The sequence below is a fragment of the Pseudomonas sp. GW460-12-10-14-TSB1 genome, assembly GCF_017349775.1.
In the GTDB taxonomy this organism is placed as follows: Bacteria; Pseudomonadota; Gammaproteobacteria; order Pseudomonadales; family Pseudomonadaceae; genus Aquipseudomonas; species Aquipseudomonas piscium.
On sequence record NZ_JACNAC010000011.1, the window covers coordinates 1 to 22,053 of the forward strand.

Consider the following 22,053-nt stretch of genomic DNA (forward strand, 5'->3'; position numbering starts at 1 on the left):
GGTGGAAGTCATAGCCTGGGTTAAAACCGGGCTGGCGATTGCCCCTCCGAACACCCCAACCAGCAAAACTCCCCACCTCAGTAAATTTCATCTTCTCGCAGGCCTTTTTATTCCCCGCATGCAGCAACTCTCAAGGCGGATAACAACTCCTTCATGCGCGTATATCCTAGATACAAAAAACACCCATCAGGGCAAAGATGGTAACGAGTACTCCGACAAATGCGAATTCAAATACAACAGCCATCAGGCTAAGCAAGTTTAATTGGAAACCTCATAAATTGTGGCATCTACAACTTCACCAGCTTCCACTCTACCCGCCTGATTTTATTAACCATTTACATTCAGGGCCTGATTAACCTTAGAACAATCAGCTCAACCATAAAGCAAAACAGCAGAACCAACTGCACATTAAACAGCACGACTAGTTTCCTCTTAAAAGGCTTAGGAAAATTATTCACATCATCAGCATCCATCAATCCTTTTCTCACATGGTAGTTAGGATAGGCTAAGGAGCCTGCAATCATCCCTACCATTGCCATTCGACCCCATGCACCCATATAAAGATAAAACCTATTATTTATTACGGCCTTGCAGTTTTTAACATACCCTAAAATCTCATCCATTCGAGTACACCCCCAATAAAAGAACACCCCTGAAATAATCACCCCACCTGACAGTGTTGCAACACCACAAAAAGCAAGCACATACTCCACTGCACCAAACTTACTCACTGCCCTGCCTCATATATGATCTCTCCAACAAGCTCCCCGAAAGACTCTCCACTCTTACTCACCAAATAGCTACCACCACCTACCACCACCAGACCACAGATGACACCACCTACTCCGCCTGTAGGTACTGCCACTGCAGCACAGATAGTATTTGAAGCAGTAGTTAAAGCCGAAGTAGAAAATATTCCTCCAGCAACTCCCACTGCAAAACTCCCCGCCTCAGTAAACTTCACTTTCTCGCAGGCCTCTTTACTTCCCGCAGAGCAAACATCCTGAACTTTCACATAAGAGGCGCCACCACCTAAAGCGATCCCTACCCAGCCACCATACTTGAGCACCTTTGAAGCCCTCGACACGCCCTCGATATGCGTGGCATACCCCGGTATCTGCCCCGCTGCTCCCGCTTTAGTCCAATGATGAACCAGGCTGCGATTGGAAATCCCCAGTGCGGTTTTCAGGTCGGGGTGGTCCGGAAAGGCAATGCTCATTTTCGTGATGGTCGTCAGGTGGGCATCCAGCCGGGAAAACAGCGTTCGCCTTTCGGCAAAGAATTGGACGCTCCGTAGATGCCCATCCCGCAGGAAGTACCTTTGATGGAGGGATTCGATTTCCTGCAAGGTCCTTTTAATACTGTCCAGATGATTGCCGGCTGCTGACGTAGCAACACCCAGGCTGGTTGAACCGTAAGACAGCACCGACTCGATCTGCTGCCGGTACTGGACCATAAAGGCCGCCTCCTCGGCCGTGAGGGTGTCCAACGCGGCGCTGACCTTTTCCGCAGCGTCCATCAGCAGTGCTTCTTCACGGGTGCACTGATGGTTTTCGGGATGGCTGAGGACCACCATCTGGCCGGGTTTGGCGGTGTCCGTCAGTTGGGGGTTGAGCCGGCGAAATTTCTCCAGGAGGGCCGCGTCGGGCTGACCGAAAAGCACCACTTCGAGGGCTGCACGGCTCATCGGAGACTGAACGATATAAAAGCCCGGCTCTACGCTTTGTTGCGACAACTGAGCGGGCGCTGACAGCGCCGTTTCGCTTATGGGCGCTAGCCCCTTCACCTGATCGCGCGGCACCGAATCTGCAAATTCGTTTTGCGAGTATCCCAGCCTGATCGCTTCAGCCCATTGGTGGGTATTCGCCACAACTTGCGGTACCAAGGCAGCGGGAACTGGAACCAGTGGCTGATTATCCGAGAGGACAGAAGACTGAGTGGCCACAAGACGGTTAGAACCTACAGGGCAGCCACACTGAACGGAGCACCCTTCCACCGCGATAGCCTGTTGGTTATCCAGCCATGTGTTATGGCCTTCCGCGATATAACCCACCGACTGGCACACCGGGCACCACACGGGGTCGGTGATGCGTGCAACTTTGCGGTACTCAACGATGGTCGTTGATGAACCTGCAATAACCTTCCCACCCGTCGTGGTTGGGTCTCCTTCCCTGATGACATAGGCCATGAGTACATCCTGAGTGTCTGAGAAATTCAGGCACCGACCCTATCAATGCAGAAAAGTCGTAAATATCAGAGCTTTCCCAAACCTCCGTACTAAAAGTCTCTATGAACCGCAGGGGACGAATAAGAACGATCAGAACCTCCTGATTTCGCTCTTCAACGGGTCGACAAGGATCACGGATGATGGATGGAGCTACGCCACCACACCAATAAACATATCGAGGTGATCGGGTAAGGACTCTTCGATGACTGCGGCTATCTGACTGACCTGCTCCTTGGTGAGCAGTAGCTCACCAGCGACTTCGGCTGCCAAGCTCTGCCAACCCAATATTTCCATTACGGTCTGTTCACATTCAGATGAGACTTTCAGCTTGTACTGCACTCCTCAGTACTCAACTCAGGTTGCAGGTGAGTTGGAAGATGTAATCTGGGTCGTAAAAAGCCCTACCGACCAGATTCTCAATGGCAGCTAATTGGCCACAATTGAGGTTGTAACCCTCGTCACCTCGTTGAGGTGACGACCACTTCATAATCTCAGCCAGATGAGCATCGCACCTGTGCGGAAGGTCTATCTCAAAAGCTAAAGACTCGGTTTCTTTATCGAAAGCTTCAACGGTGTATCTCACTGCTCGACCTCGTGAGCTTTAATCGTGCCCTTCCCCGACGTCTCAACCCCAATAAAAATATCAAGATCATCTGGAATGGATTCATTGATCAAAGCAGCAATCTGCTGAGCCTGCTCCGCCGTCAACAGCCACTCTCCGCTTGCCATTGCGTTAAGGCTTTTATGGCCCAGCAGGGAGACAATCTGCTGTTCAAATTCAGATGAGACGTCCAACTCGTATTGCAATGAATCGTCATTGGCTTCGTCAGGCAGAAAACCAGTAATGCATAAGTACATAAAAACTCCTTTTCAGCAGTTCGTGTCCGCTTCCACGTTGCCCATAAAAAAGCCCCCATCAGGAGGCGAGTTTGTTAGCAGTTGGCAACAGGACGTTACCCTAAATGACCACAGGTAGGTCGCAGGAAAATTCTGAATTGGATGTGCGCGTCTTCTCTCACCGCTCCGGCGGACTCAGCCGCCCATCCAGCGCAAAGCGCTCCTGCAACACCAGCTCATACAACCCCGTGGCCAGCAATGGGTTGATCAGCAGGTTCCAGCTATGGCGCGACACGCTGGAGGGGATCAGCACGAAGGGGTGCTGTTCCAGCAGGCTGGCGCCGAAGGCTTGTTGGCTGTGGCTGGGGGTGCCGGGGATCAGCCAGTTGGGGTTGGGAATGTCTTCGGGGCGGACGGTGTGGACCTTTGAGGGGTCCAGCACCCGGGCCGCGGTCAGAGTGTGGGGCAGGCAGTCGAGGGCCTTGAAGCCCTTGTGCACCGCCACTTCCAGGATGGCGGTCGAGGCGTCCAGGCTGGCGTACACCACTTGCAGGCCCTTGGGGTTCCAGCGGCCGCCGCTGCCTTCGGCGCCGATGCCGCTGTTCCAGGTCGAGGCATGCCGGGCCTGGTCGAGGCGCCAGAAATGCAGGGACGGGGCCAAGGGGTCGGTGAGCATCAGTAGACCCCGAACTCGAGCCGGTGCAGAAAGTCCGTCACCAGTTCATAGCCCACCGGGTTGGCCAGCAGGTCGATGGGGACTTCGCCATCCAGGCCCAGCGCCGGCTGGGTCATCCACTCCTCGGCCAGCGCCCGCGAGCCCAGCACCGCCTCGGCCTTTTCCAGCACTTGCGCATAGTGCAAGGCGCGGGCGCTCTGTTCGGGGGTCAGGGCCTGGTCCTGGTTCTTCAGGCGCCGCGCCAGGGTGCGCTCGGAAAACCCGACGATCTTCGACAGCACGTTGTAGCGCTTGAAGGCCTCGACCGACTCCACCAGCTCGATCACCGCCCCGAGGGAGAACCCCAGCTGGGTGGCCCTGAAGACCGCCATGGGGTCATCGGCGTCGGTGCCCGGCAGCAGCCCGCGCACCATGGGCGAAGGCAGCGCATAGACCGCCGCCTCTTCGCGCAGCAGGTTCACCTTGGCCTTGGGGATGCGGCTTGCGGAGGGCTTACGTGGTTCGACCTTGGCGATGGCCTTGGGCGCAACGCCCTTGACCTTCTCGGCCTTGGCTGAAGGTTTCACGGTGGCGGTATTTTTGGCTGCGGCGGTCATGCTCATCTCCCTGCCTGATGACAGATGGCATTAATACTAATGCCATTTGGCAAAAGAAAGAACCGCCAGCTTACCAACGGTCGTCAGGCCCCGGTGATGCTTCGCAGGCATGCGCCACGGCGCAGCTCAGCCCTGCGCCCGCTCCAGCGCCCGTTCGATATCCTCGGTGGCAACCGCAGTGCCCTCCAGCCACAGGCTGTTGTCGGCCAGGCGAATGCTCAGGCAGACCGCCTCGCGATCTCCGGGATACTTGCGCAACAGCAGTTCCACCGCCGCCGTCGATGGCGAGCTGGATACCAGGTCCCACGGCCCGCCGCTCAGGTCCAGCAGCACCCGGCCATCGCGACCATCCACCACCTTGGGGGCGTACAGCCAATGGCTCATGCGCATTTCATGGGGCTCGACGCTGATTGTCAGGTGTTCATAACGTTTCGGGTCCATGACCGCTCCTTGGTAACCGCTCGTACGCGTAATGCTGTAGGAGCGAGGCTTGCCCGCGATAGTCGTCACGCGCAATACCGGGATACCACGTTATCGTTCATCGCGAGCAAGCTGCGCTCCTACAGAAGAAGCACGCGCAATCTTGTAGGAGCGGCCGGTCGACGCTCGATTGCCCGCGATAGCCGTCACGCGCAATACCGGGATACCGCGTTATCGTTCATCGCGGGCAAGCCTCGCTCCTACGGAAGAAGCCGGTGTGCACCGCTTCTCGTCCACACCTCGCGGATTCGCTACTATGTCCGCCAGTTACCCGCCTTCTGCCCAACCACTGCGGAGCCTCAATGCCCAACCCCAAGGACATCGCCAGCGATAGCGGCGCCCCGATGATTCCCGAGCAGCGTCGCGAGCTGATTCTGCGCCAGTTGCGCAAGCATCAGGTGTTGAGCGTGCATCAGTTGATGGAGATGTTCGACTGTTCGCACATGACGGTGCGCCGCGATATCGCGCTGCTGGAACAGGAAGGCCGGGCCTATTCGGTGACCGGTGGGGTGCGTATCGCCAGCCAGTTGCACAGCGAGCCGAGCCACCAGAGCAAGGCGGTGGTCGAGCTGCCGCAGAAGCAGGCCATGGCCCGGCTGGCGGCGCGCCTGCTGCACGCGGACATGACGGTGTACCTCGACGCCGGCACCAGCACCCTGGAGATCGTGCCCTATATCAAGGCGCTGTCGGGCATGACGGTGGTGACCAACGACTTCGGCATCGTCCAGGCGCTGATGGAGGCGCCGCAAGTGACGGTGATCCACACTGGCGGCCAGCTCGACCACGACAACCATTCCTGCGTCGGCGGGCTGGCGGTGGCGACCCTGCGTCAGGTGGTGACCGACATCGCCTTCATGTCCACCAGCTCCTGGGACCTGCGCCGGGGTATTACCACGCCGTCGGCGTTGAAGGTCGAGGTCAAGCAGGTGGCGATGCAGTCGGCATCCCAGGTGGTGCTGGTGGCCAGCAGTTCGAAGTACGGCACCTTCAGCATGTACCGCATCGCCGGGCTGGAGCAGTTCGACGTGATCATCAGCGACGACGACCTGGCCCAGGCCGCGGCGGATGGAATTCGCAAGCAAGGGGTGGAATTGCTGCTGCCGTCCGACCTGCAAGCCAAGGCAGCGAAGGACTGACAGCCGGCCTAACGCGTCTCAGCGGTGTTTTTTTCTGAACCGCAGCACACAGGCGATATCCCGCAGGTCTTCGCTCAAGCCGTCGAGGGCCACCCGGGTGGTCCGGCGAATGCGCCGCAGCCATTCCACCACCGCGCACAGGGTGGCGAAAAAGAACAGCAGCACGAACAGTTGCCGCAGGCCGAAGCCCTGGTCCAGCCCCTGGGCGCGGAAGTGGTTCCACAGCCAGAGGCCGCAGGCGGCGCTCAGCACCACCAGCAGCACGCTGGCGATATTGATCCACTGGCCAAGCATGGTGGTGCGCCGGGCGCGGCGGTAGTCGCGCTCGATGCGCTCCAGGGTCACAGTGGGGATCTGTTCCCAATGCAGATCGTGCGGACGACAAGGCGCATCGTCCAGGCCCGACTGATCGACGAATATCGACTTTTCCATGCTCCCCGCTCCCATTGATGGCACCAGTGATGGCCCTGGCGACAGGAAGCGAATGTACCCGCAGGTGGGGGACTAAGGCCGACACCTCCAGAAATGTTCAGATTCCCGCAGAATCACGGCTAGCGGGCGGCACGCACTGACCAGCGCCACCGCCCTGCCCGCCCCTCAGAAGGCTTTCCAGTCCCGCAGCCATTGCAGGCCAGCCGAGGTATCGCCCCGCGGCCGGTACTCGCAACCGACCCAGCCGTCGTAGCCCAGCTGGTCCATCAGCGCGAACAGGTACGGGTAGTGCAGCTCGCCCAGGTCCGGCTCGTGGCGGTCCGGCACCCCGGCGATCTGGATATGGCCGATGCCGGCGAAGTCGCGGCGCAGCTTGGTCGCCAGGTCGCCCTCGACGATCTGGCAGTGGTAGCAGTCGAACTGCACCTTGAGGTTGCTCGCGCCGACTTCCTTGCAGATCGCCTGGGCCTGGTCCTGGCGGTTGAGGAAGAAGCCCGGCATGTCGCGAGTGTTGATCGGCTCCAGCAGCACGGTGACGCCGACCTTGGCCGCCTGGGCGGTGGCGTAGGCCAGGTTCTCCAGGTACACCGCGTGATGGCGTTCGCGCAGGCTTTCCGAGGGCAGCAGACCGGCCATCACATGGATGCGCGAGTTGCCCAGCACCGCGGCGTATTCCAGGGCGCGGTCGAAGCCGGCGCGGAATTCCGCCTCGCGCCCCGGCAGGGTCACGGTGCCCCGCTCGCCCGCCGCCCAGTCGCCGGGCGGTGCGTTGAACAGCGCCTGGACCAGGCCGTTGTCGCTCAGGCGCTGCTTGAGTTCCTCGGCGCTGTAGTCATAGGGGAACAGGTATTCCACCGCTTCGAAACCATCGGCCGCGGCGGCGGCGAAACGGTCGAGAAACCCGTGTTGCGGGTAGAGCATGCTTAGGTTGGCAGCAAAACGAGGCATGTTGGCTCCTAAAAACGGCTCAGACAAAAGGCCAGATCAGCAAGGTAATACAGAAACCCAGGGTACCGAGCAAGGTGGTGATGACGGTCCAGGTGCGCAGGCCGTCAGCCACGTTGAGCCCGGCGAGCTTGGTGAAGATCCAGTAGCCGGCGTCGTTGATATGCGACATGGCCAGCCCGCCACCGCCCATGGCCAGGCACAGCAGCGCCATGTGGTTGGGGGTCAGGTTGAGGGTGGCAATCAACGGGCTGATGATCCCGGCGGTAGTCACCAGGGCCACGGTGGTCGAACCCTGCACTGCGCGCAGCAGCATGGTCAGCAAAAAGCCCAGGGCCAACACCGGCAGGCCGGTGGTGCGCAGCAGGTCGGAAACCACCGCGCCGATCCCGGTGTCCACCAGCACCTTGCCGAACACCCCGCCGGCACCGGCGATCAGGATCACCATGGCCACGCCCGGCAAGGCCGAGCCGATCACGTCCGACACCTGGCTGCGGCTCCAGCCACGGCGCGAACCCAGCAGCCAGGCACAGAGCAAGGTATCGATCAGCAGCGCCACCAGCGGCGCGCCGAGCACGGTCATGACGCCACGCAAGTTTGACTCGGCCGGCAGCAGCGAAGTGGCCAGGGTGCCCAGCAGGATCAGCACGATCGGCAGCAGGATCAGGCTGACGATCAGGCCGAAACCGGGCGCGGGCGCTGGCGGCAGCTTGGCGACTATGGCGCTGGTGGACTCTTCCAGGCCCATGTGGGACACGGCCACTGCGGCCTGTTGCGGGTCCTTGGCGTTGCCATTGGTCCAGGCCAGCAGGTCCTCGTTGGTCACATGGGGGCCATAGACTTCGGCGCGGATGTCGTCGGTCATCGGGTAGAAGCGCCGGGTCATGCGCCCGGCCACGCGGTAGCCGACGTAACACAGGAAGGCGGTGATCGGCAGGCCGAACATCAGCACCCGGCCCAGGTCGGCGCCCAGCTGGCTGGCCGCGGCCACGGCGCCCGGATGGGGCGGCAGGAACGCATGCACGGTGAGCAGCGCCGCGCACATCGGCAAGGCGAACACCAGCAGCGGCTTACGCGCCCGGCGAGCCACGCCATAGGCCAGCGGCATGAGGATGATCACCCCCACTTCGAAGAACACCGGCACGCCGATGATGAACCCGGCGATGGTCAGCGCCAGCGGCGTGCGGCGGTTGCCGAAACGCTCGATCAGGGTCTTGGCCAGGGCCTCGGCGCCTCCGGACAGCTCGATGATCCGCCCGATCATCGCGCCGAGGGCAATGATGATCGCGATATGGCCGAGGGTCTTGCCCATACCGCCTTCGATGGTCGCCACCAGGTCCGCCGGTTTCACCCCGGCCACCAGCGCCACCAGGATGCTCACCAGCATCAGCGCGACAAAGGGCTGGAACTTGTACTTGAGCACCAGGAACAGCAGCAGCGCGATGCCCGCGCCGGCCGTCAACATCAGGATAAGCGGGCTCATTGCGCGGCACCTCCCTCATAAGAGGAAGAAACAGTGGTGAAGCCAAAACAGCTGCAGTCAGGGAACGTCATGCTGGGATGTCCTGTTGTTATTGTTTTTTCAGGCAAGCCGGGGCCGTCGAGAGCCTGACGACTCCCGGGCAGTGCTTGCAATGTCGGTTTACAGTTTCGAGTTGCAGCGGCGCGCTACCTACCAGTGCGCGCCGAAGGTCTCTCGCAGCTCATCCAGGGCTGCCTGATCCAGCGGCGCGGGCTTGGGATTGCTCATCAGCCAGAGTCGCGCGGTTTCTTCCAGTTCTTCCAGGGCGTAGCTGGCCTTGGCCACCGAGCTTTCCCAAACCACCGGCCCCAGGCGCTCGAGCATCACCCCGCGCACGCTGTTGGCCAGTTGCGCCACCTGCTCGGCGACCTTGGGCGAACCCGGGCGCTGGTAGCCGATCAGCGGAATGTGCCCGACCTTCATCACCTGGTACGGCGTCAGCGGCGGCAGGATGTCGTCCGGCCGCCATACGCCAGCCAGGGTCAACGCCACCAGGTGGGTGGAATGGGTATGCACCACGCCACCGACGCTCGGGTTGCGGTCATAGACCTGGCGATGCAGGGCCAGGGTCTTGGATGGCTTGTTGCCGGACACCCACTCCCCCGCCAGGTTGACCTTGGCGATGGCCGCCGGATCGAGGCGGCCGAGGCAGACGTCGGTCGGGGTGATCAGCCAGCCATCATCGAGGCGCGCGCTGATATTGCCGGCGCTGCCCACGGTGTAGCCACGCTGGTAGAGGCTACGACCGACGTCGCAGATCTCTTCGCGCAGGGCCTGTTCCCTTGCCGCGGCGCTCATTGGTCACCTCCGGCCAGTTGCCTGAGGGCCTTGGCGAAGAAGTCGCGGCTGCCGAAGTTGCCGGACTTCAGGGCCAGCGCCAGGGGCTCGGCGGAGTTGCTGAGGGTGGCCGGCACGCCCGGGTCAATCTGCGCGCCGATCTGCAACAGGTTGACCCCAAGCGCCTTGACCACCGCGCCGGAGGTTTCGCCACCGGCGATCACGAAGCGGCGCACGCCGTTCTGGCGCAGGCCCGCGGCAATCTCGCCCAGGGCGTTCTCCACCAGCGTGCCGGCGCGTTCGACGCCAAGTTGCTGTTGCACCGCCTTGACCTCGGCCGGGGTGCTGGTGGCGTAGATCAGTACGGTTTCATCACTGTCGCGGGCAAAGGCCAGGGCCTGCTCCACCACCGGTTTGCCGGCAGCCAGGGCCATGGGGTCGATACGCAGTGCCGGACGGTCGGCCTCCAGCCAGGCCGCGACCTGGCCGATGGTAGCCACCGAGGCGCTGCCGGCCAGCACCACTTCGCCGCCTTCGACGGTCGGCAGCGACGCCGCATCGAAATCGCGCAGTTTGCCGGCGCGGCGGAAGTTGCCCGGCAGGCCCAGGGCCAGGCCCGAGCCGCCGGTCAGCAGCGGCAGGTCGGCGCAGGCGCTGCCGAGGGTATAGAGGTCCTGATCGGACAGCGCATCGGCGATGGCCATGCCGATTCCCTGCTGGCGCAGTTCGGCGATCTTCGCCCGCACCGCCTCGACGCCCCCGGCGATGCTGTCGTAGCGCAGCAGGCCGACTTTCAGCTGGGTCTGGGCTTGCAGCACGCGCACCAGGTTGGCGTCGGTCATCGGCGTCAGCGGGTGATGCTGCATGCCCGACTCGCTGAGCAACTGGTCCTGGACGAACAGGTGGCCACGGAAAATGGTCCGGCCGTTTTCCGGGAACGCCGGGCAGGCCAGAGTGAAATCACTATTGAGGGCCTTGAGCAGGGCCTCGCTGACCTGGCCGATATTGCCGGCGGCGGTGGAGTCGAAGGTCGAGCAGTACTTGAAGAATATCTGCTCGCAGCCCTGTTCGCGCAGCCAGTCCAGGGCCGCGAGGGATTCCTCGACGGCCTCGGCAACCGGCGTGGTGCGCGACTTGAGGGCGATGACGATGGCGTCGGCATCCAGCCCGGCCGCCACTTCACGGCTCGGGATGCCGATGCTTTGCACCGTGCGCATGCCGCCGCGCACCAGCATGTTGGCGAGGTCGGTGGCGCCGGTGAAGTCGTCGGCGATGCAGCCCAGCAACGGGCGTGCGGTGGAATCGGTCATGAAGCGTTCCTCAGACAGGCTCGGGCTTGGCGGTCGGCAGGTCGATGCCCGGGAAAATCTTGATCACCGCCGAGTCGTCCTCGCGGCCGAAACCGGCGCTGGAGGCCTGCATGAACATCTGGTGCGCGGTGGCCGACAGCGGCAGCGGGAATTTGCTGGCGCGGGCGGTATCCAGCACCAGGCCCAGGTCCTTGACGAAGATGTCCACCGCCGACAGCGGTGTGTAGTCGGCCTTGAGGATGTGCGGCACGCGGTTCTCGAACATCCAGGAGTTGCCGGCGCTGTGGGTGATCACTTCGTACAGGGCATCGGCGTCCACCCCTTCGCGCAGGCCCAGGGCCATGGCTTCGGCGGACGCGGCGATGTGCACCCCAGCCAGCAGCTGGTTGATGATCTTGACCTTGGAACCCAGGCCATGGGCCTCGCCCAGGCGATAGACCTTGCCCGCCATGCCGGCGAGTATCGCTTCGGCCTTGGCGTAGGCCGCGGCCGGGCCGGAGGTCATCATGGTCATCTCGCCGGCGGCAGCCTTGGCCGCGCCGCCGGAGATCGGCGCGTCGAGGTACAGCAGGCCCTGCTCGGCCAGGCGCTCGCCCAGCTCCACGGCATAGGTCGGCGCCACGGTGGCGCAACCTATCACCAGGCTGCCGGCACCCAAGGCCGACACGGCGCCATCGCCACCGAACAGCACGGTTTCGGTCTGCTCGGCGTTGACTACCACGGTGATGATCACATCGCAGGCATCGGCCATTCGCGCCGGCGACGCACAGGCCACCCCGCCTTCGCTGGTGAACTGTTGGGTGACCGCTTCACGCACGTCACAGGCATGCACATTGAAACCCGCGCGCAGCAGCGAGCGGGCAATGCCCAGGCCCATCGCGCCCAGGCCGACGACACCGACATTCTTGTTATTCATGGGGTACTCCAGGGAAGACAGCAGCCTGGTCCACGCCGGCAAGGCGCGAGCGGCGGGCCGCGGGGTAAATGGGAGCACGGGCGGCGGGGGCGACAGGGTCGCTTGGCAGGTGAATCGAGACCTTGTCGGACATCGAAGGGCCGTCCTGTGATTTGTTGTTATCAGGTTGTGGCCGATCATCCACCAATGAACGGATTATGTGAAGTATTTTTTCAATCTAACATTTATTAACATTGCCGAACATGAACGCCAGGCACCTCGTGACAACCTTGCAGCCCGCGCAGAATCAAACGGACGAGCGGTAGGCCATTGCGACCAACGAACTGATCTGTATCAAAGGAACGTCTACACTCGAGACCGATGCTGTTAGTCGCAACATCACCGATCAGTGGTACCGCCCTTCATCGTCCACCCATTGACGGTGGGCATGGGACGGCGCTGTATGGTCAATCCGCAATGCTTGAACAAGGATATTCAACATGGCAAAAATCAACGTATTGGCTGGTGATTTTCTACAAGGGAATGGTGAGTATCGTCAGGGAGTCTTCAGGTTGGCCACAGCCACCAACCCCTCGCCGGGGGTCGAGGTCAAAGCCTCCGCATTCAAACATCTGGAAATCGCGACACAGGACAGCATCACCAACAGGGACGCCATTGGCTACGGCATCGCCGGGGCCATGCTGCTGGGTCCGGTGGGTGCTCTTGCGGGCTACCTGATAGCCGGCAAGGAAACCGAGGTGACCTTCATCGCCACCTTCAAGGATGGCCGCAAACTGTTGGCGGCCACAGACAGCGAAACCTACCGGGATATTGAAAAACGACTGACAGCCTGACGTCCGTCGCCTGCCCATGCCCGCAACTTCGGGCATGGGCTACTCCCCCGCCCTACGCCGATTCCGCTTCGCCCGGCCCAGCCCGGCGCTTCTGCCGTTCGCCTTCCAGCCAGACCACCAGCCCCAGCAGGCTGCCGCCGGCAATCAGCAGGCTGACGAACCAGCCCAGGGTTTCCGCCAGCTGGGTGAAGAACAGCGTGTACAGCTGGATGATGAAGAAGGTCGCGCCATAGCCCACCAGCATGGAAAAGCGCAGGCGAATGCCCAGCGCCAACAGGCCCAGGCTGAACGCCGCCCACAGCCCGTTGAACAGCACCAGCTCGCCGGACTCGGCCAGGTGCCAGGGGCCGTCGATCAGGTCGTAGCTGCCGAACAGCGACAACAGCCACAACGCCATCTGGGCCATGAACAGCCCGGCGGAAATCCACACCTTGGCAAAGCCGCGATAACGGGCCAGCCATGACGCCTCGCCCCACAGATGAACAAAGCCGAACAGCGCCATGGCCAGAGCCGCGCCGAGGAAACGCAGCGGATAGTTCATGCCGAACCAGTAGGCGCCCCAACCCGACTCATAACCGCTACGCCCGCCGAACCAAACGAAGAACAGCACGCTGCACAGGGTCAGCAGCAAGGCGTTGTTCAGCCCATAGCTGAGCGCCAGCAACAGCAGCAGGTCCACCAGCAACAGCGCCGGCCAGTTGCCCGAGCCGTCGGAGTAGATCATGCCCAGCACCAGGCTCAGGCCGATCAGGGCAAAGCCGCCGAGCAATTCCAGGGTCGCGCCGAGCAGTTTCAGTTGCTTGCCCAGCAGCCAGCGCCCGGCGCCGAACAACCCGACCATCAACAGACCCAGGCCAACCGCCAGTTTCGGCAAGGTGAACGTCAGGTGTTCATGCAGCAGGATCAGCAAGCCAGCCGCGAGACTGATAGCGCCGAAGGTCAGGAACCAGCGCCCCAGGGAGCGCCAGTCCCAGCGGGTCAGCGGGTACAGCTCGGCGATCCGCGCGTGGGCCTGGGTGTCGATCAGGCCGTCGCGCAGCCATTGGTCCAGGGCGTTGTGCACCTGGCGATTACGGCGATCCGGGTTCATTGGCCAGCCTCCCCGGCGCGCAGCGCGGTGCGTTCGAACAACCAGCCCAGGAACATGCCCACCGCGCCGGCCACGGCAAAAAACAGCGCGGCGCTCAGGTGTTCCCAGGCGTACTCATAAAAGCGCGTGTATAGGTCGATGCCGAGGAACACCACGCCGAAACCGGTGAAGCTGGGGTGCTTGAAGCGCGCACCGAGCACCAGTTGGGCAATGGCGCCGAGGGTGAACAGCAGGGTCCAGGTCAGGGTCTGCTGGTAAGCCTCCTCCAGGCTGAGGAACCACAGCGAGCAGTTGAAGTACAGCAGCCCGAAGATCACATACAACCGTCCGAAACCGCTGAACCGGCGCAAGGCATGATCCTCGGCGCGCTGGTGCCACAGCCCCAGGAGCGCGACCAGCCCAGCGATCACGGCCATGGAGCGCCGGTCCTGGATACCGAAATAGTAAGTGCCGGAACCGCCATACCACTCCCACGAACCCAAGCCGTGGAAGACACAGAGCAGGCCCAGCAGCAGCGGCCAGCGCAGGCGATAGCCATAGGCGGTGGCGATGCTCAGGGCGGCGGTGACCAGCAGCGCCAGCGGCAGGTTGCCGAACTCGCCGGTCTCGCTGTCGGAGCTGCCAAGCAACAGGCTGGCACCCATCAGGATCAGGCCGATGGTCAGGATCGCCACCCCGGTGACCGGCATGCGCCGCGCCGGGTCGCGGGCCAGGCGCGCACCGATCAGCCACAGCCCGACACCGGCGGCGAAAAACAATACCGCCCCCACCAGCACCGACTCGGCCAGCAGGCCAATGCCGCCCAGCACCGCCATGCCGATCAGCAGCACCGCGCCGATGCCCAGCCATTGCAGGACCGTGGACAAGCGGTGTTCGGGACGTTCATACAAGGCGCCGAGCCGCTGCTGCGCCTCGGCATCGATCAGGCCACGGTGGTGCCAGTCGGCGATTTCGTGGAGCAACATCTGCTGGGTGGTTTTTCTCATGGCGCTCTTGGTTCAAGGTGTGGACATCGGCCGCAAACCGGCCGTCGACTGTGCAGCATAGCCGAGCCTGTGTCTGGCAAGACGCCCCGCTACGCTAACGCGGCACGCCGCGTCGATGAAAAAGGCCGCCCCGAGGGCGGCCTTGTTTTCCTGCCAGCGGCATCACCTCGCCCTGGGGCAAGGGTACGCCGAGCCAGGCGCGCGCCTGTCAGCGCAAGGCACTACTCCGCTGTCGTCGGATCGATGATCGAGGTCACCCGCGATACCCGGTCCGCCGGAAAGCCGCCTTGCCGGGCATGCTCGCGGATGAGTTCCTCGTTTGGCGCGATATAGACGCAGTAGATTTTGTCGCCCGTGACGTAGCTGTGCAGCCACTGCACCTGCGGCCCCATTTCATCGAGCACCTCGCAGGACTTTTGCGCGATCCCTTGCAGATCCTGCGCCGACAGCGCTCCAGCGCCCGGAAAATCGCGTTCAATCACAAATTTAGGCATGACAACCTCCAGTTCTGTTCCGCTCTTGCTGAAGCAACAACTTCAGGCCGATCGCCAACGGCTATTGCCTGCCGATCACCGCCGCCAGCAACGGCGCGGCCTGTTCATCGGTCAGCGCCGGGTGCACGTCCATCCTGAGCAGGTCGCTCCACTCCAGCACCCATTTCTGCATCAGCGTGAGATCGTCGGTCTGCGCGATACCAAACCCCGTCATACCGCCGACGGCATGCCAGCGCCCCAGCATGCTCACCCCTGCGGGTGGCGCCCCGCCGGTCTTGAGAAATCGCTCGATCGCACTGTTACGACGTTCGGGGCTGATTGACCAGCTGACAATGAATAACATTTGCCACCTCCAGTGAAACTGGCGCCCGTTGTTCTGCGCGCGCACCTGGCAGGCACCTTGACCACGGCCACGCATCGGTATCGACCCGCATTCCGTCTGGTCTGAAACGATTGTCCCAAGGGAAGGAATAGCAGCCTTGCACCCTCGCCGCATGACCGCCGATCCTGTTCCCGCCCCCAGTATGAAGCCACCGGTCAGCGGCCCAATCCCTCTCGCTCCTCAAGTCGCCTGAAACCGCCCCCAATTGGCGCCGCAGCGCCCTCCTTGCAGCGTCGGGGGGCCAGTAGATAAAGCGCAATCCGGGGGCTATACCTATGCATAGCGGTCGGCCCTACACCTAAGGAAGGGGAAAAAGACCATGGACAACAGCAATGGCTCGGGTAACAACCTTGTCCTCTGGTTACCGGGTAGCGCCCTCATTCTCAGCCTGGTCGTCTCGACCTTCGCCCTCACCCGCGAGCCTTTCCTCGAGCCACGCCCCATCGGCGCACAATTCCAGGCGCAATCGCCGATAGAAGCGCGCCTGTGGCAGGACCCGTTCGATGCGCTCGAGCGCTATCGCAAAAAGTTCAAGGAGGGTAACAAGGCCACGGGTACTGACTTTGAGTGCAGTCCCGATCTTGTTGTCGTTAAGCCATCGGTACTGGACACCGAAAAGCAGCAACAACCGCCAGAGCCTCCCCAGCTTATGGTGGCGTTGGTCGAAGGCGGTCCCTATGCCGATGAAGTGGAGCTGCGCCGGCGTATTCGCTATGCAATCCTGGCGGGGTTCAAAAACTCCCGCATGGTGCCCGAGGACGAGCAGCACATCCGCTGCCTGGCCCTGGCAGACGACCTGTCAGGCAAGCCGGTAACGTCTCAATCCGATCAGCAAGGAAAGTTGAACCGCGCGGAAACTCCCTATGAAACCTTCGTCGCCAATCCGTTTGACCCACCTACGGACATTAACGAAATACCCCACCCATCCGCCCGGACAATACTGTTCTGGATAAAGCAGGAGCATCTTGGTCCAGACCCGCTGCAACGACTCGAAGCATTACGTCTCACCCTGCAGAGCAGGTTTTATCCAGACTGCGGCTCCCCGCAAGCCTGCCCGGAGCCGTCCGACCAGACACTGCTGAAGGTCATCGGCCCCTCCACCTCGAAAGTCTTGCTCGATATGTATAGGGACGAGGCCAACGGCAACGCCAAGCCCGATATCGAGATTTACTCACCCCTGGCCACCGCTGATTACGACACATTGATCCGTGCCCTGGGCAAGCCCTCGCCCGGCGAAGCAACCTCCCAGCAGCAAACACCAGCAACGTCCCCCTCCTCAATGAAACTGCTGCGCACCGTCAGCGACGACGGCGTCATGACACGCCTGCTGCTGGACGAACTGAAGCTGCGCCATGTGGACCCGGTCACGGGTGTGCAATGCAGCCAAGGGGCATTGCTGCGAGTCGGAACCCATTGCAACGCTGGAGGCTGGCAGCGCTCCAATCGCATTGCGTTGGTCTCCGAGTGGGACAGTTTCTACAGCCGCGCACTGATCGAGAGTTTCAAATCGCAGGTTGCCAAGGACGCCGACCTCGACGGCAAAGACGGCAAAGACCAGGCGGCCGTCAATGACTGGGTATTACGCTTCAGTTATCTGCGAGGCATGGACGGGCGCCTCCCAGAAGAAGCTGCAAGCGCCAACAAGGCGCCCGCTACCGAGGACAATAAGAACAGCAAGGACAAGAACACCCTGGATCTGAGCCCACTGGAGAAGTCCGACGGCAATTCCCAGCTCGATTACCTTCGCCGCCTCGCCGACCACATCGCCCGAGAGGACGAAGTCTATCGCCGTAACGGCACCAGCGGCATCGGCGCCATCGGGGTGCTGGGTGCCGATACCTACGACAAGCTACTGGTGTTGCAGGCCCTCAAGGGCCGGATGCCGAACAAAGTGTTTTTCTCGACCAACCTCGATGCGCGCATGCTCCAGCGCGGCCAGGCCCAGACCACCCGCAACCTCGTCCTGGCAGCGCCCTACGGACTCACACTGACTCGCGCCCTGCAACAGGATGTGCCGCCGTTTCGCGACAGTTTGCAAAGTGCCGTGTTCATCGCGGTCCTGGCGGCGCAGGCACCACAGCCCTACGACGCTAAGCGGGCGAAGTTCGACTACTCCAAATCGGAGCTGCTTTCACCGGGAATCTATGAGGTGGGCATCAGCGGCTTCATCCCCCTGTCAAGCAAGCTGAGCGCAGAACGCCCCAAGGATTGCGCCGCACCCGGCCAGACCCGGCAAGCAACGCACGACATCATGGCGCTGCGCTGCCTGCAGGATCCGTCGCCATCGCCCTATCCCGAACTCTCTCAGCCGGTACGCGACAAGCTCGATGAGAAACAGTCGTTTTTCTGGGCCGGGCCGCTTACGGTCATCCTGCTGGTATTGGTGACGCTCCTTGGCTGGTGGTGGACCTATGTGCAATCCAGCGACGACGAACTGCCAGCCTGGGTGCGCAGTATCCCGCTGACGCTTTATGTGGTGTCCGGACTGTCGGCATGGCTCGCCATGCGGTTCTGGCGTGTGGAGTTCATGTGGACCGCCTTCGTGCTGATCCTGTTGGGCATCGTTTGCTCGGAACTGATCCGCCGTCATCAGCCCCAACCAGCGCAACCCGGACAGTCCCCCGTCCCTGCAAGCAGTGGGTTGTTCGACGCCTCGGCGTGGTACGTCGTGGTACCGGTCGTGGTATTCGTCCTGGCCTTGCTGTGGATGTACCAGAGCCGACGCACATTGACGGATAACGGACTGGGTGAGCCGATGTTCCTGTTCGAGGGCATCAGTGCCTGGCCCACCGTGGCCCTGCGCCTGCTCGCCGTGATCATCTCGATCACGGCGCTGGCCTGGGGTTGGCGCAACCTGCGCATCAACAGTCTCGAGATCGAACGGACCTACCACCTGGACCTGTACATGAGCAGGCTGCGGATGAGCCTGTGGGGCCAGCTACGGCGCCTCGTTCACAGAGAAAAGGGTACAACGCTGCAAAAGTGGCGAGCCGCACTTGGACGTTGCCTGTTCCTGACCCTGTTCCCGCTCTCAACCAACAGTCGCGACTGGAACATGCCTAAGCGACTGACAGCCGCGGTCCAGCCCTATGCTGTAGACAAGCGCAGGATCATTTTCGTGACGAGCTTCTGGAAAGAGCACTGCGTGGGTGGCACCTTCGGTGCCCGAATGCTGCGCAGCATCCTCGCCACCTGGATATTCATGGTCGCCACCAGCGCGCTGTTCGTGCTCTGGCCAATGGAAGGAATGCCCATTCGGGGCGAGTCGCCGATCTGGATGTTGAGCTGGCTGCTGCCCACCCTGGCCTTCCAGTTGCTGGTGTTCTGGGTGGTGGATGCCAACCGCCTGCTGACGCGATTCATCCGCAACCTGAGCAAGAATTTTGCGATCTGGCCAAGAGCGTTACGCCAGGAGCACCAGAAGCTCTTCGGTGTTTCTCTGCATCCCTGCATCGACGATTGGGTGGACATGCAACTGATCGCCAAACGCACGGCGACCGTCAATCGCCTGATCTATGCCCCGACGATCGTCATGCTGATCCTGATTGCGTCGCGCAACAGTGTGTTCGACAACTGGCCGACCCCGCCCAGCATCGTCATTACCTTCCTGCTGACCACCCTGATTTTGCTCGCTTCCGCGCTGTCGCTACGCCGTGCCGCAGAAAAGGCGCGTGGCGCAGCGTTACAGCGTCTTGACAACTACCTGCTGGAAATCACCGACAGCACACCTGTCTACAGCAAGCTCAAACTGATCCGCGGACGCATAGATGCTCTCGATACCGGAGCCTTCTCGCGTTACTCGCAAGAACCACTGGTGCGCGCCCTACTGCTGTCGCTGACCGGGGTGGGCGGCTCGCTGATTGTCGATGCATTGAATTATGCGAAGTTCTAGGTACCGGCGGTCAGGAACGAACTGGCCGATCAGCCTTTGACGGCCATCGTTCAAGCCTCACGAACCCGGCAGCGGACAATGAATGGCTATGCTTGATCTGTTGCTGGAAGCAATCCCGCCGCCGCGATAACGGCTGCGACGGGCCCACCCTTTCCGCCAACGCCCCCTAGCGCCGCGCGACATCGGCAAGGAGCGGTTCGAGATGCAACTGATCAGCGTGAACATTGACAAGCCGGAGGCCACCAACTTCATTTTCGGCCAGACCCACTTCATCAAGTCCGTCGAGGACATCCACGAAGCCCTGGTCGGCGCCGTGCCGAACATCGCCTTTGGCCTGGCCTTTTGCGAAGCCTCCGGCCAATGCCTGGTGCGCTGGTCCGGCAGCGATCCGGCGATGATTGCGCTGGCGCAAAAAAACGCCCAGGCCATCGCCGCCGGCCATAGCTTCATCCTGTTTCTCGGCGACGGTTTTTATCCGTTGAACGTGCTCAACACCCTGAAGATGGTGCCTGAGGTGTGCCGCATCTTCTGCGCGACCGCCAACCCGACCCAGGTGATTCTCGCTGAAACGGCGCAGGGCCGAGCGGTACTGGGGGTGGTGGATGGCTTCTGCGCCAAGGGCCTGGAAGGCGACGACGACATCCTGTGGCGCAAGAACCTGCTGCGGCAGATCGGCTACAAGCAGTGAGCGCTGCGCCCACAGGCTACTCGGACGGCGTGGTCCGGCAACTCTTGCGCTGACGAATCTCCTGCTCCGAAGGACGCTCCTTGACGAACTCGAAGCGCGGCTCGCCCTCGTTGTAGGTGACCAGCCAGCCCCACTCCAGCTCGGACTCATCCTGGCCCGGTTTCGGCGGCGCCGCCCACCAGGGCTCTTTGCTGACAATCTGGCGCATGCTCCCCTCCCGTTGATTCGGCCCCTCAACTATAGCCTGCAGGCCTTGAGGCACGCGGATTTCGGCCGGTCGGCGAACCTGACGAGATGGCGCCCCCAATCACCGCGCCAGCGCCCACTCGGCCAACGGCCGATAACGGCCTTTATGGGATTCGAACAGGGCGAAGTGCCGGGCACTCAGGTGAAAATCCGCAGGGGTCTCGGACTCGGGCACCGGCGCCCGATAGTCGCGCATCAAGGTCAAGTGCGGACGAAACTCCCGAGGCGAATCGACCAACCCAAGTGGCAGCAGCGCTTCCTGCAAGGCATACACCAGCTGGCGCAACTCCAGCGGCGCTTGTGTCGGCGCCAGCAACAAGACCCCGGCCCGGCGCCAGACCTCCAGGCGATCGAGCGGAACGTCCAGCGGCTCACCGGAGGTTCGCACGCCCGCCGCCGCGGCGCAGATCCGCGGAATCTGCGCCACGGCGACCGAGCCCAGGAACATCAGGGTCAGATGAAAGTTTTCCGCCGCCACCGGCCGACCGTTCCTGAGCCCCAGTGCGCTGCGCCACTGGGCGATGGCCCGGCGTTGGGCGGCGGTGCAGGGCAAGGCGAAGAACAGCCGCTTGAACGGCTCGCCCTGCTCGCGGGACTCATCATTCATTCCCTGTCCTCCGATTCGGCCCGGGCGAAGTGCTGTCTGTCAGGTTACTCCAGGCCCCCGGTTTTTCGGCAGCACGAACCGACGGCCAGGCCATGATGCCCAAGGTTATAAGGGGCGACGGCAGACCGGCGGTCGGCACAAACAGCATAGCCAAGCACTGGTCCAACCGTCTGCCTGGACGCCCGGGCCGCGTCAGCCGAGCGGATACAGCGCCTCATCGAACTGCGACAAACGTGGAAATTCAATGGGCAGGTCGTCGGCGACCTGCTCCAGTCGCTGCCGGTAAGCCACCAGGAACTCCTCGCGGGCCTGATCGCTGATATAGGGCACATGCCAGGCGACGAAGGGCTCCAGCACCTCGAACCCGACATAGGCCAGGGTGCCGCGCAGGATCGGCCGCAACATGTCGTTCAGCGGCCCATGGATCGCCCCCTCGCCGAACATGTGCTCGCGACCGCCCAGGGTCACGCTGACCAGCGCCTTCTTGCCGCTCAGGCCGCCCTGGTCATAGAAACGCTTGCCGCCATAGCAGATCCCGGACACCAGCACCCGGTCGATCCAGCCCTTGAGGATCGCCGGCGCCGAAAACCAGAAGATCGGAAAATTCAGGATCAGCAGGTCGGCCCACAGCAGCTTGTCGAGCTCCTGGCGGATGTCCGCGGCGATCGACTGGCTTTTCACCCCCAGGCGTTGTTCCAGCGCGTACACCAGGTAGTCGGGATTCTCCCGCGAGGAAAAATCGGCGGCACTGGCCACCGGGTTCCATTGCATGGCGTACAGGTCGCTGACCTGCACCTGATGCCCCTGGGCCTCGAGGGTGCGCAGCGCCTGGTCACGCAGGGCGGCGGTGAAGGATTGCGGCTCGGGATGGGCATGGACGATCAGTACATTCATGGCAGGTTCCTTAGACATGTTCCAATGAGCAAGGCGGAATAAAGACTGCACCAAGGTGACGAGACACAAGACCACAAAGGTCTGTGC

General features: G+C 62.1%; 25 protein-coding genes. 5 read left to right on the top strand and 20 right to left on the bottom strand.

Annotated elements, in window-relative coordinates; all coding sequences use genetic code 11:
• Nucleotides 1-262 (top strand): hypothetical protein (locus J4D52_RS09520; protein WP_207272123.1); only part of this gene is annotated, 262 nt, incomplete at its 5' end.
• 79 nt (nt 263-341) lie between these two features.
• Here J4D52_RS09520 and J4D52_RS09525 read toward each other — a convergent pair.
• From J4D52_RS09525 to J4D52_RS09555, 7 genes are all read right to left on the bottom strand, one after another.
• Entirely contained in the window at nt 342-731 is a 390-nt protein-coding gene (locus J4D52_RS09525; RefSeq protein WP_124302836.1) for a hypothetical protein, read from the bottom strand.
• Complete coding sequence (locus tag J4D52_RS09530; RefSeq protein WP_063430213.1) at nt 728-2,188, bottom strand: PAAR domain-containing protein; 1,461 nt, start codon at nt 2,186-2,188, stop codon at nt 728-730. The genes J4D52_RS09525 and J4D52_RS09530 overlap by 4 nt, the downstream gene beginning before the upstream one ends.
• 189 nt (nt 2,189-2,377) lie before the next feature.
• Nucleotides 2,378-2,566: a pyocin S6 family toxin immunity protein gene (locus tag J4D52_RS09535; protein ID WP_063430211.1), complete on the bottom strand. Its 189-nt coding sequence runs from the start codon at nt 2,564-2,566 to the stop codon at nt 2,378-2,380.
• Nucleotides 2,567-2,806: 240 nt separating this feature from the next.
• Nucleotides 2,807-3,085, bottom strand: coding sequence for a pyocin S6 family toxin immunity protein (locus J4D52_RS09540; protein WP_063430207.1), 279 nt, complete (start codon nt 3,083-3,085; stop codon nt 2,807-2,809).
• Nucleotides 3,086-3,242: 157 nt separating this feature from the next.
• Nucleotides 3,243-3,740 (bottom strand): RES family NAD+ phosphorylase, encoded by a 498-nt coding sequence (locus J4D52_RS09545; protein WP_009048639.1) that lies wholly within the window; start codon nt 3,738-3,740, stop codon nt 3,243-3,245.
• Nucleotides 3,740-4,336: an antitoxin Xre/MbcA/ParS toxin-binding domain-containing protein gene (locus J4D52_RS09550; RefSeq protein WP_063430914.1), complete on the bottom strand. Its 597-nt coding sequence runs from the start codon at nt 4,334-4,336 to the stop codon at nt 3,740-3,742. Before J4D52_RS09550 ends, J4D52_RS09545 begins: the two co-directional genes overlap by 1 nt.
• Before the next feature lie 126 nt (nt 4,337-4,462).
• On the bottom strand, nt 4,463-4,777 hold the full coding sequence (locus J4D52_RS09555; RefSeq protein WP_102676468.1) for a hypothetical protein: 315 nt from the start codon (nt 4,775-4,777) through the stop codon (nt 4,463-4,465).
• 341 nt (nt 4,778-5,118) lie between these two features.
• Here J4D52_RS09555 and J4D52_RS09560 point away from each other — a divergent pair, with 341 nt between their 5' ends.
• The gene (locus J4D52_RS09560) at nt 5,119-5,952 is read left to right on the top strand and encodes a DeoR/GlpR family DNA-binding transcription regulator (protein WP_025809273.1); all 834 of its coding nucleotides are present in this window, start codon (nt 5,119-5,121) and stop codon (nt 5,950-5,952) included.
• 18 nt (nt 5,953-5,970) lie between these two features.
• Here the strand turns inward: J4D52_RS09560 and J4D52_RS09565 are convergent, their stop codons facing one another.
• From J4D52_RS09565 to ltnD, 6 genes are all read right to left on the bottom strand, one after another.
• Nucleotides 5,971-6,384 carry a hypothetical protein gene (locus J4D52_RS09565; RefSeq protein ID WP_102676469.1) on the bottom strand — a complete coding sequence of 138 codons (414 nt, stop codon included), beginning with the start codon at nt 6,382-6,384 and terminating at the stop codon, nt 5,971-5,973.
• A gap of 165 nt (nt 6,385-6,549) precedes the next feature.
• Nucleotides 6,550-7,332 (bottom strand): 2-oxo-tetronate isomerase, encoded by a 783-nt coding sequence (gene otnI / locus J4D52_RS09570; protein ID WP_081361784.1) that lies wholly within the window; start codon nt 7,330-7,332, stop codon nt 6,550-6,552.
• 19 nt (nt 7,333-7,351) lie between these two features.
• Nucleotides 7,352-8,812, bottom strand: a complete 1,461-nt coding sequence (locus J4D52_RS09575) for an SLC13 family permease (protein ID WP_102676470.1) — start codon at nt 8,810-8,812, stop codon at nt 7,352-7,354.
• A gap of 189 nt (nt 8,813-9,001) precedes the next feature.
• Nucleotides 9,002-9,649, bottom strand: a complete 648-nt coding sequence (locus tag J4D52_RS09580) for an aldolase (RefSeq protein ID WP_038631967.1) — start codon at nt 9,647-9,649, stop codon at nt 9,002-9,004.
• Nucleotides 9,646-10,938 carry a 3-oxo-tetronate kinase gene (gene otnK / locus J4D52_RS09585; RefSeq protein ID WP_102676471.1) on the bottom strand — a complete coding sequence of 431 codons (1,293 nt, stop codon included), beginning with the start codon at nt 10,936-10,938 and terminating at the stop codon, nt 9,646-9,648. The genes J4D52_RS09580 and otnK overlap by 4 nt, the downstream gene beginning before the upstream one ends.
• A 10-nt stretch (nt 10,939-10,948) precedes the next feature.
• Entirely contained in the window at nt 10,949-11,854 is a 906-nt protein-coding gene (gene ltnD, locus J4D52_RS09590; RefSeq protein ID WP_102676472.1) for an L-threonate dehydrogenase, read from the bottom strand.
• A gap of 479 nt (nt 11,855-12,333) precedes the next feature.
• Here ltnD and J4D52_RS09595 point away from each other — a divergent pair, with 479 nt between their 5' ends.
• Entirely contained in the window at nt 12,334-12,687 is a 354-nt protein-coding gene (locus tag J4D52_RS09595; protein ID WP_009048629.1) for a hypothetical protein, read from the top strand.
• Between the two features lie 52 nt (nt 12,688-12,739).
• On the opposite strand, the gene J4D52_RS09600 is transcribed toward J4D52_RS09595, so the two are convergent.
• The 4 genes from J4D52_RS09600 to J4D52_RS09615 form a co-directional block, all read right to left on the bottom strand.
• Entirely contained in the window at nt 12,740-13,777 is a 1,038-nt protein-coding gene (locus tag J4D52_RS09600; RefSeq protein WP_102676473.1) for a DUF2157 domain-containing protein, read from the bottom strand.
• Nucleotides 13,774-14,763 (bottom strand): DUF2157 domain-containing protein, encoded by a 990-nt coding sequence (locus J4D52_RS09605; protein WP_102676474.1) that lies wholly within the window; start codon nt 14,761-14,763, stop codon nt 13,774-13,776. The genes J4D52_RS09600 and J4D52_RS09605 overlap by 4 nt, the downstream gene beginning before the upstream one ends.
• A gap of 221 nt (nt 14,764-14,984) precedes the next feature.
• Nucleotides 14,985-15,257 carry a DUF4242 domain-containing protein gene (locus tag J4D52_RS09610; protein ID WP_025809282.1) on the bottom strand — a complete coding sequence of 91 codons (273 nt, stop codon included), beginning with the start codon at nt 15,255-15,257 and terminating at the stop codon, nt 14,985-14,987.
• 61 nt (nt 15,258-15,318) lie between these two features.
• Nucleotides 15,319-15,600 carry a DUF3303 domain-containing protein gene (locus J4D52_RS09615; protein WP_025809283.1) on the bottom strand — a complete coding sequence of 94 codons (282 nt, stop codon included), beginning with the start codon at nt 15,598-15,600 and terminating at the stop codon, nt 15,319-15,321.
• 358 nt (nt 15,601-15,958) lie between these two features.
• On the opposite strand from J4D52_RS09615, the gene J4D52_RS09620 reads away from it, so the two are divergent.
• Both J4D52_RS09620 and J4D52_RS09625 read left to right on the top strand, forming a co-directional pair.
• The gene (locus J4D52_RS09620) at nt 15,959-19,531 is read left to right on the top strand and encodes a hypothetical protein (RefSeq protein WP_102676475.1); all 3,573 of its coding nucleotides are present in this window, start codon (nt 15,959-15,961) and stop codon (nt 19,529-19,531) included.
• 202 nt (nt 19,532-19,733) lie between these two features.
• Nucleotides 19,734-20,219: an adenosine-specific kinase gene (locus J4D52_RS09625; RefSeq protein WP_025809285.1), complete on the top strand. Its 486-nt coding sequence runs from the start codon at nt 19,734-19,736 to the stop codon at nt 20,217-20,219.
• 16 nt (nt 20,220-20,235) lie between these two features.
• Here J4D52_RS09625 and J4D52_RS09630 read toward each other — a convergent pair whose 3' ends face one another.
• From J4D52_RS09630 to J4D52_RS09640, 3 genes are all read right to left on the bottom strand, one after another.
• Nucleotides 20,236-20,427, bottom strand: a complete 192-nt coding sequence (locus J4D52_RS09630) for a hypothetical protein (protein WP_053278797.1) — start codon at nt 20,425-20,427, stop codon at nt 20,236-20,238.
• A gap of 99 nt (nt 20,428-20,526) precedes the next feature.
• Nucleotides 20,527-21,072, bottom strand: a complete 546-nt coding sequence (thpR, locus tag J4D52_RS09635; RefSeq protein WP_102676476.1) for an RNA 2',3'-cyclic phosphodiesterase — start codon at nt 21,070-21,072, stop codon at nt 20,527-20,529.
• Nucleotides 21,073-21,264: 192 nt separating this feature from the next.
• Nucleotides 21,265-21,966 (bottom strand): NAD(P)H-dependent oxidoreductase, encoded by a 702-nt coding sequence (locus tag J4D52_RS09640; RefSeq protein ID WP_102676477.1) that lies wholly within the window; start codon nt 21,964-21,966, stop codon nt 21,265-21,267.
• Nucleotides 21,967-22,053: the final 87 nt, after the last annotated feature.